Origin of the sequence: Changchengzhania lutea, assembly GCF_006974145.1 — a bacterium.
Taxonomy (GTDB): domain Bacteria; phylum Bacteroidota; class Bacteroidia; order Flavobacteriales; family Flavobacteriaceae; genus Changchengzhania; species Changchengzhania lutea.
The window spans coordinates 895,339-910,167 of sequence record NZ_CP039456.1 but is presented as its reverse complement, the minus strand read 5'-3'; the positions used below and the strand labels follow the sequence as shown (position 1 = coordinate 910,167).

The window sequence follows — 14,829 nt, the reverse complement described above, 5'->3', positions numbered from 1 at the left end:
TATTAATATTGATAAACAATGGCATTAATATTCATGCCAGCACCTACACTTGCAAAAATAATAATATCGCCATTGTTAATGGCTTGATTTTCTAAATCGCCTTTTAAAATCATATCGTATAAAGTTGGAACTGTCGCAACACTGGAGTTGCCCAGTTTGCCAATGGTCATGGGCATAACCCCTTCTGGCATTTCCATATCATAAAGCTTATAGAAGCGCTTAACAATGGCCTCGTCCATCTTTTCATTGGCCTGATGGATGAGAATTTTTTTGACATCTTTTATATCCACACCACTTTTATCTAAACAAGATTTCATAGCTTGAGGAACATTAACAATGGCAAACTCGTAAATTTTTCGGCCATACATTTTAATATAACGTCTTTTATCATTTGCTTCATGCTTATTGGTTTCACCAAAATAAATAAAATGCGCTTCGTCGTAGGCATGAGTAGCCGACTCATGAGCAATTATACCGCCTTCATTATTTGTAGACTCTAATACAACGGCGCCAGCACCGTCACTATAAATCATAGAATCCCGATCATGCTTATCAATAACTCTAGACAAGGTTTCGGCACCAATAACCAAGCATGTATTGGCAATGCCTGATTTGATAAACGCATTGGCTTGAATAACACCTTCTATCCAACCTGGGCAACCAAACATAAGATCGTAACCTACACACTTAGGGTTTTTAATTCCAAGGATCTGTTTTACCCGGGTTGCTATACTGGGCACTGTATCGCTTTGTTCGCTATTATAATTGACATCACCGTAGTTATGGGCAACGATGATATAATCCAAAGTTTCCCTGTCTATTTTTGCGTCTAATAGCGCTTTTTTAGCGGCAAAGGCAGCCAAGTTTGATGTGTTGTATTCTTTTTTTGCATAACGTCTTTCTGCAATACCCGTTATAGCCTTAAATTTCTCAACAATAACGGTGTTTGGCGCATTAATGACCGAGCCGTCTGCATTTAAAAATTCATGCCCATGAAAGTTTTCATTTTTTTCTACAATGGCAGGGATATAACTTCCAGAGCCAGTAATCTTAATATTCATAAAAGACTTTACCTTTATTTAGTTTATTTAGTATCACTAATATAATAGCTTTTAACCAAAAGCCAATAGCATTGCATGACGATTTACGATGTTCAACAGCTATTTTATACTTCTGCATAAGCTTCTATAGGGGCACAAGAGCAAATTAAATTTCGATCACCATAAGCATCATCAACACGTCTCACCGTTGGCCAAAATTTATTATCTCTCACATATTCTAAAGGAAATGCTGCTGTTTCCCTGTCATATGAATAGTGCCAATCATTCGCCGTAATCATGTCTAATGTGTGTGGCGCATTCTTTAAAATATTATGCTCATCACCTTTAGAAACAGTATCAATTTCTTTTTTAATGGAAATCATGGCATCGCAAAAACGGTCAATTTCTGCTTTGCTTTCACTTTCAGTTGGTTCAATCATCATTGTGCCTGCCACTGGAAAAGATACCGTTGGGGCATGAAAACCATAATCCATCAGTCGTTTAGCAATATCAGTGACCTCAATGCCATTTGTTTTAAACGGACGACAGTCAATAATCATTTCATGAGCCGCACGACCACGCTCTCCTGAATACAGGGTTTCAAAACTACCTTGTAGCCGTTGCTTGATATAATTCGCGTTTAATATAGCGATTTTAGTAGATTGTGTCAATCCTTCTGCACCCAACATTTTGATATAACCATAGGAAATTAAGCAGGCTAAGGCAGAACCAAATGGTGCTGCTGAAATAGCTGTAATGGCTTGATCTCCTCCAGTTTTTATAAGTGGATTTCCAGGTAAAAACGGTACGAGTTGTTTTGCTACGCAAATGGGACCTACTCCTGGACCACCGCCACCATGGGGTATAGCGAACGTTTTGTGTAAATTTAAATGACACACATCTGCACCTATGTTTCCTGGATTTGTCAATCCTACTTGTGCGTTCATGTTGGCACCATCCATATATACTTGTCCCCCATGGTCATGGATGATTTGCGTCACTTCCTTAATGGCCGATTCGTAAACACCATGTGTTGACGGATAGGTAACCATTAATGCAGATAAATTATTTTTATGCAATTCAGCTTTTTCGCGTAAATCGTCCACATCAATATTGCCTTCTGAAGTTGATTTTGTAACGATCACTTTCATCCCTGCCATAACCGCACTAGCAGGATTGGTACCATGGGCAGACGATGGTATAATACAAATATTTCTATGATGATCACCACGAGATTCGTGGTATGCTTTAATAACCATGAGGCCGGCAAATTCCCCTTGGGCGCCAGAATTGGGTTGCAATGATGTCGCTGCAAATCCTGTAATTTCGGTGAGTTGGTCTTCTAGTGCCTTTAAAACCGTTAAGTAGCCTTTTGCCTGTTTTAAAGGTGCGAATGGGTGAATATTTCCCCATTTAAACCAGCTTAATGGAAGCATTTCTGCTGCAGCATTCAGTTTCATGGTGCATGACCCTAGAGAAATCATGGAATGGTTTAATGATAAATCCTTACGCTCCAAAGACTTTATATAGCGCATCAGTTCTGTTTCAGAATGATAGGTGTTAAACACATCGAGCGTTAAAAAGTCTGATGTTCTTTGGGACTTTTCAGCAATATGATTGGATTCTGAAATTGAAGATATTGGTGAGTTTTCTTTGCTAGCAGCTTCTGCAAATACCGAAATAATATAATTGATATCTCGCAGGCTAGTGGTTTCATTTAATGAAATTGTAACCTTGTTTGAATCTGGATAAAAGAAATTAACTTTTTTCTTTTTGGCTATAGATTTAATTTTTTTAGAATCTGTTTCAATTTTTAAAGTATCAAAAAACGAATCATTGGTTTGCTTATATCCTAAATCCTCTAAGGCTTTCGATAATGTTGAAGCGGCATGGTGCACCTTGTTGGCAATAAATTTTAAACCTCGTGGACCATGATACACGGCATACATGCCTGCCATAACGGCTAAAAGCACTTGGGCCGTACAGATATTAGATGTGGCTTTATCGCGTTTAATATGTTGTTCTCTGGTTTGGAGCGCCATTCGTAATGCTCTTTCCCCATCCATGTCTTTCGTAACTCCAATTATGCGTCCAGGTAGATCTCTTTTATAGGCTTCTTTTGTTGCAAAAAATGCCGCATGCGGACCACCGTAACCCATTGGGATTCCGAAACGTTGTGTCGTGCCAACGACGACATCTGCTCCGAATTTCCCTGGTGCTTCCAATTTGACTAAACTTAATATATCTGCAGCTACAGCGACTTTAATTTGAGCCTCATTTGATTTTGTAATGAAGGTTTCAATATCTGAAATTTGACCATCTTTTCCAGGGTACTGTAAAATAGCTCCAAAAAATTCTGAAGAAAAATCAAAATTATCCTCAGAACCAACTACCAATTCGATGCCAATTGGATTGGCTCTGGTTTGTAGCAATGATAGGGTTTGAGGCAGTATGTTTTCTGAAACAAAGAATTTATTTATGTTCGCTTTTTTTTGGTCTCGCGCTCTAACTGCAAATAAAAGGCTCATGGCTTCTGCAGCGGCTGTACTTTCGTCAAGCAAGGAGGCATTGGCAATTTCCATTCCTGTTAAGTCAATAACCATCGTTTGGAAATTAAGAAGCGCTTCTAAGCGCCCTTGCGCAATTTCAGCTTGATAGGGTGTGTATGCAGTGTACCATCCTGGGTTTTCAAGTATATTTCTTTGAATGACGGCCGGTAAAATAGTAGGATGATAGCCGAGTCCGATATATGTTTTGAAGACTTTATTTTTTTTTGAAAGCTCATGAATGTGCAATAAATATTCGTGTTCTGTCAAGGGTCCCTCTAATTTTAAACCGTTTTTGAGACGAATATCATCAGGGACAGTTTCATAAATTAATTGATCTAAAGAGTCAACACCGATAGTTTTTAACATGAGGTTTTGGTCGTCTTCTCTCGGACCAATATGACGCAAGGCAAAAGCGTTTGTATTCATTAAAAAATCAAGATTTTATATAATTCGCAAAAATACGCAATATATTATGTGTATAAATGCTTAATATGGAAAGTTTTTAACCATAATAAAACGTTATCAACACTTTGTTTATTTTTGCATTATGCCACTTGTAAAGCAGTTACTAAATTTTTATATCAATAGCAGTATTCATGTGGCTCTGTCTGTCTATGCATTAAGTTGGTTAACGCTACTTAATTATAATATTGACTACGATGAGCATGTGCTTTATTTTATCTTTTTCGCCTCCATTACAGGATATAATTTTGTTAAGTACTTTGGGATGGCAAAGTTTCATCACCGAAGCCTGACACCATACCTAAAAGGTATCCAAATTTTTTCTTTGGGCTGTTTTTTAGCCATGTGCTATTATGCCTTTAAATTAGAAATGATTACTCTAATTTGTGTTGCTGGTTTGGCTATAATCACATTTTTGTATGCCATACCTTTTTTGCCTAAATCTATTTTTTTAGATGATAAACAGAACTTGAGGAGTATAAGCGGTTTAAAAGTATATCTCATTGCTTTGGTTTGGGCATTGGTAACGGTATTGCTTCCTCTAATAAATAACGGATATCATTTAAACACAGATATTATAATAGATTGTTTTCAACGCTATATTTTTGTCATTATATTAATGCTGCCATTTGAAATTAGAGATTTGAAATTTGACAGTTTAAAGCTGTCAACCATCCCTCAGGAAATAGGGGTGAAGGGGACTAAATTAATGGGACTCATTTTGATTATGATGTTCTTCGGAATAATTTTTCTAAAAGATAGCCTTAGCGCTCAGGATGTTTTGCTAACACTTACCGTCTCCATAATAATAGGATTATTTGTAATGTTTTCTAAAGTGAATCAAGGACATTATTATAGTGCCTTATGGGTTGAGGCGATCCCTATATTTTGGTTATTATTGAAGTTAATTTGATTCAGAATGATTTTCTAAGGCTTCATGTAGATTTTGCTTTATGGAGGCTTTGCTATCCTTATCCATGCAGCAGACCTCTGATTTGTTTAAAACCTCAGTTAGTTTTGCATTATTTTTACTGTACTTTCTACAAGCTCTACAATAAATTAAGTGTAAGTTGAGTATAATTTTTTCTCGAAAAGAGGATTCCTTATACTGTGTTTTATCACAAACATGGTTTGCTTCATCACACGGAATGACAATTTTGAATCTGCTACTCATAATTAAAACCAATTTTCTTTAAGGCAACCTGCCATAGCTGTTCGTGCTCTATGAATAATTACCCAAAGGTTAGACGCTGTAATATTAAGTTCATTACAGATAACTTCAGTTTCAAAACCTTGAATAGTTTTCATTTTAAAAACCTGTGCCTGCTTTTTTGGTAATTTTTCTAAACAATTATAAATAGCGTCACTAAGTTCCTCGTTCTGCATGGTGTCTTCGGCTGTTTTGTCAAATGGATCTGCTACACGTTCTTCCAGCCAATCGCCCTCAGATTCCGAATCACCATTATAAGCAATTCTTACTTCCGCCTTTCCTTTGTTAGAATTCTTTTTGCGATAGTGGTCAATGATTTTTCGTTTTAAAATTGAAATAAGCCAGGTACGTTCGCTGGCTTCTCCTTTAAAATTTTTCATTGATTTTAAACCTGCCAGAAACGTGTCCTGTACCAAATCTTGTGCAATTTCACGATCACTCACACGGGTAATAGTGTAATTAAACAAGTAATCGGCATAAGCGTCAACCCACTTATCTGCGTTAATTTTATGTTCTGGCATGCGTACTTAATAGTTTGTGATAAAAATAAGCTAAAAAAATGAATAATTTATTTCTCTAATAAGCCAGCACGTTTTAATAAGGCTTCCGGTTTTGGCGCCTGCCCTCTAAAACGTTTATACAATATCATGGGTTTTTCCGTGCCACCTTTACTCAGGACATTATCTTTAAATTTAGTAGCAACCACTTTATTGAAAATCCCCTTTTCCTTAAAAAAATCAAAGGCATCAGCATCTAAAACTTCGGCCCATTTATAGCTGTAGTAACCCGATGAATAGCCACCTTGAAATATATGGGAAAACGCCGTACTCATACAGGTTTCTTTAGTTTCAGGATATAGTGATGTGTTTTCAAAAACTTGAGATTCATGAGCTTTTACAGATTTTATTGTTTCTGGCGATTCACCAGCGTGCCAACTCATGTCTAACAGTCCAAAGCTTAATTGTCTTAGGGTTTGCATACCTTCATGAAATGTCGCGGAAGCCTTTATCTTTTCGACTAAATCCATAGGGATGACTTCTCCGGTTTTATAATGCGTTGCAAATAATTTTAAGGCTTCTTTTTCATAACACCAATTCTCTAAAATCTGACTTGGTAATTCTACAAAATCCCAATAGACACTGGTGCCAGATAAGCTTGGATAAGTGGTATTGGCAAGCATACCATGAAGTGCGTGACCAAATTCATGAAACAACGTCGTCACTTCATTAAAGGTAAGTAGCGATGGCTTGCTCTTAGTGGGTTTTGTAAAGTTGCATACAATAGAAATATGAGGGCGTTCCATAACACCATCTTTTACGTATTGTGGTTTGTAAGAAGTCATCCACGCACCATTACGTTTTCCTGCTCGTGGAAAGAAATCGGCATAAAATATAGAAATTAAATCTCCTTTGGAGTCTGTAACTTTGTAGGTGAGAACATCGTCGTGGTATGTATCGATGTTATGAATTTCTTCAAAATTTAAATCGAACAACTTATTAGCGACTGTAAAAGCACCATCTATAACATGCTCTAATTTGAAATAAGGTTTTAGCTGTTCATCATCCAAACTGAATAACTTTTGCTTCAATTTTTCAGAGTAATATGAACCATCCCATTTTTGAAGTTGATCGATATGATCTGATTCTTTAGCAAAGTCTTCTAGCTTTTGAAACTCACGTTCTGCAGCTGGTTTTGCTTTTTCCAATAATTCGTTTGAGAACTTTAAAACATTTTCAGGTGTTCCTGCCATACGTTCTTCAAGTACAAAATGGGCATGGGTTTTATAACCTAATAGATTGGCACGGTCGTATCTTAACTTCGCTATGCTTAATACGTATTTCTGATTGTCTAGGGCATCATTTTTAAAGCCTTTACTACCCGCAGCTAAAGTCATTTTCTTTCTGAGGTCTCTGTTGTCAGCGTAGGTGACAAACGGAATATAGCTCGGGTAGTCTAAAGTGAATAACCAGCCAGTTTTATCTTTCGATTCAGCCAATTGTTTAGCGGCTTCTTTGGCTCCATTGGGGAGTCCGGATAAATCAGCTTCATCAGTGATATGCATTTCAAACTTATTGGTTTCGGCTAGAACATTTTCACCAAACTTGAGTTTAAGTGAGCTTAATTTCTTATCAATATCCCGTAACTGTTGCTTTTTATCTTCAGAAAGATTTGCGCCGTTGCGAGAAAAACTTTTATATTTTTTATCAAGAAGGGTATCTTGTTCTGTAGTTAAATTGAGTTGATTTTTATTTTCGTAAACCTGCTTAACACGGTTGAATAAATCAGCATTTAAAGTAATGTCGTTACTAAATTCTGAAAGAAGTGGTGATACTTGTTGTGCTATCTTTTGAATAGTATCATTTGTTTCGGCAGAGTTCAAATTAAAAAAAATGTTTGAAATTCTATCTAAGGTCATTCCCGAAAACTCTAAGGCTTCAATAGTATTTTCAAAGGTAGGCGTTTCTGTATTTTTTGTGATAGCCTCAATTTCTCCCTTAGCTTTTTTTATGGCTTCTTCAAAAGCAGGCAAAAAATGCGCATCTTTAATAGATGAAAAAGGAACGGTGTTGTATGGTGTTGTAAAGGATTGTAATAGAATATTATTGGACATGTTTTCTTAGGGATATGTTAAATGTCAAATTCATTATGCGTGCACAATAAAATTATTATAAATTTGCGTCAGATTTTTCAAAGGGAGTTATCTAACTCTTAAGAATTATTGTTAATAGCTAGGAAAACCTCGAATTTATTCGGGGTTTTCTGTTTATAGGCCTATAGCAGAGTCATGTACTTTTTGTTTTAATCCTTCTTTATATTGAAGAATTTTGTCTAAAATACGAGGATCACTTGTTCCAATAATTTGTGCTGCTAAGATACCAGCATTTTTAGCGCCATTTAAGGCTACGGTTGCCACGGGAACACCGCCTGGCATTTGTAATATCGATAATATAGAATCCCAACCATCAATAGAATTGCTACTTTTTACGGGCACACCAATAACCGGGAGTGGGGATAGTGAAGCAATCATTCCTGGTAAATGCGCAGCACCACCAGCACCAGCAATAATGACGGCAAATCCTTTGGTATGTGCATGCTTACCGTAGTCAAATAATTTTTCTGGGGTTCTGTGAGCCGAAACAATATCGACTTCAACTTTTATCTCAAACTCTTTAAGAATATCTATAGCGTCTTGCATAACTGGAAGATCACTTTTACTTCCCATAATGACTCCTACTTTATTCATGAATTATATATTATGTGCGGTCTATCGCAGATAAGACCTCAATTAAAATATTTATTTTAAAAATCCCACGACTGCGCTCGTGGGATTATTTACTAATTACTTTTATGGTGTTCTTGACATCTTCAGCAATTTTTCGTGCCTTGTTTAAATCTTCATTTACTATGGTCACATGGCCCATTTTTCGGAAAGGTCTAGTTTGTTTTTTGCCATAAATATGGGGAGTTACACCTTCCATTTTCATAATGTCTTCAATATGCTCATAAATAACATCACCCGTAAATCCTTCTGCTCCAACCAAATTTACCATAATCCCACCCACTTTACTATCGGTTCTACCCAAGGGTAAATTTAGAATGGCTCTTAAATGCTGTTCAAATTGCGAGGTATAATTGGATTCTATGGTTTGGTGTCCAGAGTTATGCGGACGTGGCGCCACTTCATTAATTAAAATATCGTCATTTTTTGTTTGAAACATCTCCACGGCTAAAAGCCCCACATGCCCAAAGGCTTCAGAGGTTTTTAAAGCGACAGCTTCTGCTTTTTTTACCACAGCATCAGAAATTCTTGCCGGACAGATAACATATTCTACCTGATTGGCTTCGGGGTGAAACTCCATTTCTACTACAGGAAAGGTTTTTGTCTCGCCATTGGCATTTCTTGCAACGATAACCGCTAATTCATTTTTAAACGGAATGAGTTGTTCGGCGATGCATTCTACATTTGGTAAGCCATTTAAATCGGCAAGTGATCTCACAATTTTAACACCATTTCCATCATAGCCAAACTGCGCACTTTTCCAAACAAATGGAAGTTGGATACCACCGTGATTAACAGCTTCTTTTATTTCAGATGTATATGCAAATCTTGAAAAATAGGCAGTTGGTAAATCGTGATCTATATAGAATAATTTTTGCGTGGCTTTGTTCTGAATGATACGTAAGGTTTTTGAGGAAGGATAAACCGTAACGCCGTCTTTCTCTAAACGTTCTAAGGCATCAACATTCACGTTTTCAATTTCAATAGTAAGCACATCAACTTGTTTACCAAAATTATAAACGGTTTCAAAATCCATTAAATCACCAATGTAAAACTCATTACTGGCAATTCTGCATGGTGCCTCTTCACTAGGGTCTAAAACACAGGTGTAAATATCAAATTTTCTGGTGTCATTTAAAAGCATTTTTCCTAACTGGCCGCCACCTAAAATACCAAGTTTAAAGTTTGAAGAAAAGTAATTCATTGTGTTTTATCTGAATATAGCATACATGATACGCAAAAATACATTTAAAAATCAATTAGTACCCAAATCGTAAATCAAAAAATCGTTATTACTTAATCTATTGATTATCTTTGCATCTTCAAAATTCAATGACCTTGATAAAGCTACACGACAAATATTTCAAACCATTTATTTCAGCTAAAGAAATTGACAGTGCTTTAACACGCATGGTTAGCGAAATTGCTCATGATATTGGTGATGAAATTCCTGTATTTGTCGGGATTTTAAATGGGTCGTTTATGGTGGTGAGCGATTTTGTAAAAAAATATCCAAACCCCTGCGAAGTAACGTTTATAAAATTAGCCTCTTATGAGGGTGTTAAATCTACAGAAGATATTCAACGCCTTATAGGATTAACTCAAGATTTATCTGGTAAGACTGTAGTGATTTTAGAAGATATTATTGATACAGGAAATACCTTAGCAGAAGTACACCGGATTTTTAAAAATGAGAACGTCAAAGCTTTAAAAATCGCCACCTTATTTTATAAACCAGAAGCATATAAAAAAGATTTTAAACTCCATTACATTGGCATTGAAATACCAAATAAATTTATAGTAGGTTATGGACTTGACTATGACGGATTGGGAAGGGATATTCCAGAAATATATCAAATAAAAGAAACACAACATATGACTAATTTAGTGCTATTTGGTCCTCCAGGAGCAGGTAAAGGAACGCAAGCTAATTTTTTAAAAGAAAAATATAATCTCATTCACATCTCTACGGGTGATGTTTTTAGATTTAATATAAAAAATGAAACTGCTTTAGGAATGTTGGCCAAATCTTATATGGATAAGGGCGCGTTAGTTCCAGATCAAGTCACTATTGATATGTTGAATGCTGAGGTTGAAAAAAATGCTGATGCTAAGGGATTTATTTTCGATGGTTTTCCTCGTACCAATGCTCAAGCTGAAGCTTTAGATAAGTTAATGGAAAGTAAGGATTCTGAAATCAATGCGATGATTGCTTTAGAAGTAGATGACGATGTTTTGGTGCAACGCTTATTAGCGAGAGGTAAAACAAGCGGCAGACCAGACGATGCTGACGAAACCATTATAAGAAATAGAATTTTAGAATATTACAATAAAACGGCTATTTTAAAAGACTACTACTCAGCTCAAAACAAATATTTTGGTGTTGATGGCGTAGGTAGTATTGAAGATATTACTGTAAGATTGAGTGCTGTAATTGATAATCTATAGACAAATTTATGTAAAGATTATTAATTAATTTGATCATTGGAGTATGGCAACTTATCTTAATATTTTTGCTTTTGCCAGTTTTGAGACTAATAAGTATTCTGAAAAATGATTTTAAAAGTAATGATAAAATAATCTGGGTTTTATTTTTCCCATGTATAGGTCCAATTTTATATTTTATAATGGGCAGGTACAAAACGATTAAAAAAATAGTACACTTTTGCTTTCGCGGAAAACAATAAGATTAAAAGCAAAAGGGTAAAACTTTTAACTCATAACTTTTAACTGTTAACTTTATTTATGACTGAAGGAAATTTTGTTGATTATGTAAAAATGTTTGTTGCTTCCGGAAACGGAGGTAAAGGATCTGTGCATTTACATAGAGAAAAATACATCACTAAAGGAGGCCCCGATGGAGGCGATGGTGGTCGAGGTGGTCATGTTATCTTGAAAGGGAACTCTAATTTATGGACTTTACTTCATTTAAAATTTAAGAAACATATTAAAGCAGGTCATGGCTCTCACGGCAGTAAAAGTAGAAGTTCTGGAGCCGATGGTGAAGACATATACGTAGATGTGCCTTTGGGTACCGTAGTGAGAGATACCGAAACCAATGAGATTCTTTTTGAAATTACTGATGAGGGTGAAGAAAGAATTATTGCAGAAGGCGGTAAAGGCGGTTTAGGGAATTGGCATTTTAAAACATCAACAAATCAAACACCGCGTTATGCGCAACCCGGGCTTCCGCTTGAAGAGCGTCATATCACTTTAGAATTAAAAGTATTGGCAGATGTTGGTTTGGTAGGATTTCCTAATGCAGGAAAATCAACCTTATTATCTGTAGTTACTTCGGCTAAACCGAAAATTGCAGATTATGAATTTACGACACTCAAACCTAATTTAGGGATTGTTAAGTATCGCGATTTTCAAACCTTTGTAATGGCTGATATTCCTGGGATTATAGAGGGCGCCGCCGAAGGTAAAGGACTTGGACATTACTTTTTGCGCCATATTGAGCGTAATTCCATTTTGTTATTTATGATTCCTGCGGATGCCGAAGATATCAAAAAACAATACGACATTCTTTTAGATGAACTTCGCCGTTACAATCCTGAAATGCTTGATAAAGAGCGCATTATTGCTATCTCAAAAAGCGATATGCTCGATGACGAATTACAAGCTGAAATGAAGGAGGAATTGGACAATGAGTTGCCTATACCATACTTATTTATTTCATCGGTCGCACAACAAGGAATTACTGAGCTTAAAGATAAGTTGTGGAAAATGCTGAATGATTAATAGCTCTCATTTGATATTTTAAAATGTAAAGTGATATTTTTTTCGTTTTTTTACATAATGATTTTAATATCAGTATGAAACAAGCCTTAAAAAAGATAGTTGAGATTAATGACAATAAGTTAAGCAAGTATTTCTCATTATTCATTCAGTGCTTAATTTTTCTTTCAATCATTACATTTTCCATTGAAACCCTCCCGAATTTAAAACCACAAACAGAAGTTATTTTAGAATCTATAGAACTGTTTTGTGTTATCATCTTTACTTTAGAATATGTCGCAAGAATTTATGTAGCTGATAGTAAACCCAGGTTTATATTTAGTTTTTTCGGGTTAATCGATTTAGTTGCCATATTACCATTCTATTTGTCGTTTGGGGTAGACTTACGCTCTTTAAGAGCTTTGCGTTTTCTAAGAATGTTCAGAATTTTAAAACTGGTTCGTTACAATCGTGCCTTAAATCAGTTTACTAGGGCTATTTCTTCAGCAAAAGAGCAAATCTTTATTTTCATATTTATCACCTTGATTCTTATCTACTTTTCGGCCATTGGTATTTACTACTTTGAAAACGAGGCACAACCTGAACATTTTTCATCCATTTTTGATAGTTTATGGTGGTCTATTATAACTTTAACAACTGTAGGATACGGTGATGTTTACCCAATAACTGTTGGTGGAAAAATATTTACATTTTGTATTCTGATGATTGGTTTGGGCATTGTTGCCATTCCAACAGGCATTATATCTTCAGCATTAACAAAATCTGTCGATAAGAAAGAGGATAAGAAAAACGATTAATTAGAAGCGGGCTAAAATCCAATCTTTTATAATTTCTAGAGCCTCTTCTGAAAACGTTTCTGTTAGCGTGCCATACTCATTAGGGTTTCCTGTTGCTGAAGTTTGAAACAGGTGATTGAGTCCTTCTATTTCTTTAATAGTAATATCTTTATTCTCAACTTTCTTTAAAGCACTTTCAATACCACCCAAATTAAGTTTTGGAAGCACTTGTAAATCTTTACTGCCATTAAGGGCTAAAACGGGACAGGTGGTTTTTGACCAATACACTGCAGGATCTGAAATGATAAATGTTGTCAACCATTTGTCTGCTGCCGTATTGGCTAACTGATTAATTAGGGTGTCAGTTATAAATGGTGTGTACGGACTTGTGCCTAATCCAGTTTTGTAAAGCTGTAATTGTTCTTTGATTCTCGATTGTGCGGTATTTACATCTTTTTTAGTTTTAATAACATGATATACAATTTTAGATAAGGTGTCATTAAACTTAAGCGTTTCTTCTGCGGCACCACTAACTTTTCCTATAGCTCTACTTTGAGAAAGAATAACGTTCTCTCCAGTAACGCCGGTCCCGGCTAATGATACAATAAATGCAACGTCTTTATTTTTAGAGGCTACAACAGGTGCAATAAAACCACCTTCACTGTGACCAATTAAACCAATTTGATTGCTGTTTATATCGTCTCTTGTTTTTAAATAGGCTATAGCAGCTTCTACATCGGTCGCAAAGTCAAAAGAGGTTGCCGTGTTGAAATCACCTTCAGATTGTTCAGTACCGCGATCATCATATCTTAAAACGGCAATACCATGATTGGTGAGATAATCTGCAATCACCCAAAAGGGTTGATGGTTTGCTATGTCTTCATTTCTATTCTGTGGTCCAGAACCACTGATTAAGATGGCAACCGGAGCCTTTTTATTGGTATTTGGAATAGTGAGTGTTCCTGCTAATTTTATATTATCAGCCACGGCATTAATAAAAGTCACATCTTCAATGGTATAATCGAAAGGTTCTTGAGGGGTTTGAGGTCTTTCGCTTTGCGCTATCGTATGTAATGAAAGTAGTGCTGTAAATATGATAAGTAAGTAAGATTTCATAGTGATTGTATTTCTAATTAGTCTTCAATTTTAAGTTTTCTGTATGCTATAAACGAATATATAACAGGAATAAGGCTGATGATAATGGTAATCACAATAAAGAATATCGTGTAGAAATCCCGGTCTGTCAATAGGGCTGTTATTACGATGGCAAGTCCGCCAATAAACCAAAGTTTACCTGCTAAAAGGTGGGTGCTTTTCCAAACGGATTCATGTTCTAAAGTCCACGGGGTTCTAATGCCAATAAAATAATTGGCTTTAATGGTTTTTATATAATTTCCTAAAAGGATATATAGCAACCCGATGGCAGCGATTAGAAATGCTGGATTTGTTAAGGATTGTTCTTTAATACTATACAACAAAAAGATGGCTAGAGCAGACATAAAAAGCGTCATTAAAAACTTTAAGTTATCATACTTATTTCCCATAAGTTTGATTTTTTTCTTCGGATCAATCATGGGAATTATGGTAAAGAGTAAATAAGTAAGTCCTGATAGTAAAAATGTAATGAATATGGTTGTGCTTTTGTGACCCCAGTCGTCAATTTCACCTTTATAGTTCCAATGCGTAGGAACGGTTTCGGGGAGACTATCCCAAATCATAAACAAATAAATGAAGGGAATAAGGACAATTATTAAAATAGGAATTTCTTTTT

General features: G+C 35.7%; 13 protein-coding genes. 4 read left to right on the top strand and 9 right to left on the bottom strand.

Annotation, left to right across the window (positions count from 1 at the left end; all coding sequences use genetic code 11):
* Nucleotides 1-2 precede the first annotated feature (2 nt).
* Together FAF07_RS04265 and gcvP are read right to left on the bottom strand one after the other, a co-directional pair.
* Nucleotides 3-1,061, bottom strand: a complete 1,059-nt coding sequence (locus tag FAF07_RS04265) for a 3-oxoacyl-ACP synthase III family protein (protein WP_142783942.1) — start codon at nt 1,059-1,061, stop codon at nt 3-5.
* A gap of 104 nt (nt 1,062-1,165) precedes the next feature.
* A complete protein-coding gene (gcvP, locus tag FAF07_RS04260; RefSeq protein ID WP_142783941.1) occupies nt 1,166-4,015 on the bottom strand; it encodes an aminomethyl-transferring glycine dehydrogenase in 2,850 nt (949 codons plus the stop codon).
* Nucleotides 4,016-4,136: 121 nt separating this feature from the next.
* On the opposite strand from gcvP, the gene FAF07_RS04255 reads away from it, so the two are divergent.
* Nucleotides 4,137-4,964: a UbiA prenyltransferase family protein gene (locus tag FAF07_RS04255; RefSeq protein WP_142783940.1), complete on the top strand. Its 828-nt coding sequence runs from the start codon at nt 4,137-4,139 to the stop codon at nt 4,962-4,964.
* Here the strand turns inward: FAF07_RS04255 and FAF07_RS04250 are convergent.
* The 5 genes from FAF07_RS04250 to FAF07_RS04230 all read right to left on the bottom strand — a co-directional run bounded on the left by FAF07_RS04250 (nt 4,956) and on the right by FAF07_RS04230 (nt 9,745).
* The gene (locus FAF07_RS04250) at nt 4,956-5,225 is read right to left on the bottom strand and encodes a hypothetical protein (protein WP_142783939.1); all 270 of its coding nucleotides are present in this window, start codon (nt 5,223-5,225) and stop codon (nt 4,956-4,958) included. The genes FAF07_RS04255 and FAF07_RS04250 overlap by 9 nt on opposite strands.
* A 2-nt stretch (nt 5,226-5,227) precedes the next feature.
* Complete coding sequence (locus FAF07_RS04245; protein WP_142783938.1) at nt 5,228-5,782, bottom strand: sigma-70 family RNA polymerase sigma factor; 555 nt, start codon at nt 5,780-5,782, stop codon at nt 5,228-5,230.
* Nucleotides 5,783-5,829: 47 nt separating this feature from the next.
* On the bottom strand, nt 5,830-7,872 hold the full coding sequence (locus FAF07_RS04240) for a M3 family metallopeptidase (protein WP_142783937.1): 2,043 nt from the start codon (nt 7,870-7,872) through the stop codon (nt 5,830-5,832).
* Between the two features lie 153 nt (nt 7,873-8,025).
* Nucleotides 8,026-8,505, bottom strand: coding sequence for a 5-(carboxyamino)imidazole ribonucleotide mutase (gene purE / locus FAF07_RS04235; protein WP_142783936.1), 480 nt, complete (start codon nt 8,503-8,505; stop codon nt 8,026-8,028).
* A gap of 85 nt (nt 8,506-8,590) precedes the next feature.
* The gene (locus FAF07_RS04230; protein WP_142783935.1) at nt 8,591-9,745 is read right to left on the bottom strand and encodes a 5-(carboxyamino)imidazole ribonucleotide synthase; all 1,155 of its coding nucleotides are present in this window, start codon (nt 9,743-9,745) and stop codon (nt 8,591-8,593) included.
* 134 nt (nt 9,746-9,879) lie between these two features.
* Between FAF07_RS04230 and FAF07_RS04225 the strand changes: the two genes are divergently transcribed.
* The 3 genes from FAF07_RS04225 to FAF07_RS04210 all read left to right on the top strand — a co-directional run bounded on the left by FAF07_RS04225 (nt 9,880) and on the right by FAF07_RS04210 (nt 13,079).
* Complete coding sequence (locus tag FAF07_RS04225; protein WP_142783934.1) at nt 9,880-10,989, top strand: adenylate kinase; 1,110 nt, start codon at nt 9,880-9,882, stop codon at nt 10,987-10,989.
* A 297-nt stretch (nt 10,990-11,286) separates the two neighbouring features.
* A complete protein-coding gene (obgE, locus tag FAF07_RS04215) occupies nt 11,287-12,285 on the top strand; it encodes a GTPase ObgE (RefSeq protein WP_142783933.1) in 999 nt (332 codons plus the stop codon).
* Between the two features lie 74 nt (nt 12,286-12,359).
* Entirely contained in the window at nt 12,360-13,079 is a 720-nt protein-coding gene (locus FAF07_RS04210) for an ion transporter (RefSeq protein ID WP_142783932.1), read from the top strand.
* On the opposite strand, the gene FAF07_RS04205 is transcribed toward FAF07_RS04210, so the two are convergent.
* Nucleotides 13,080-14,174 carry an alpha/beta fold hydrolase gene (locus FAF07_RS04205; protein WP_142783931.1) on the bottom strand — a complete coding sequence of 365 codons (1,095 nt, stop codon included), beginning with the start codon at nt 14,172-14,174 and terminating at the stop codon, nt 13,080-13,082.
* A gap of 17 nt (nt 14,175-14,191) precedes the next feature.
* Nucleotides 14,192-14,776: an SdpI family protein gene (locus FAF07_RS04200; protein WP_246067767.1), complete on the bottom strand. Its 585-nt coding sequence runs from the start codon at nt 14,774-14,776 to the stop codon at nt 14,192-14,194.
* Nucleotides 14,777-14,829: the final 53 nt, after the last annotated feature.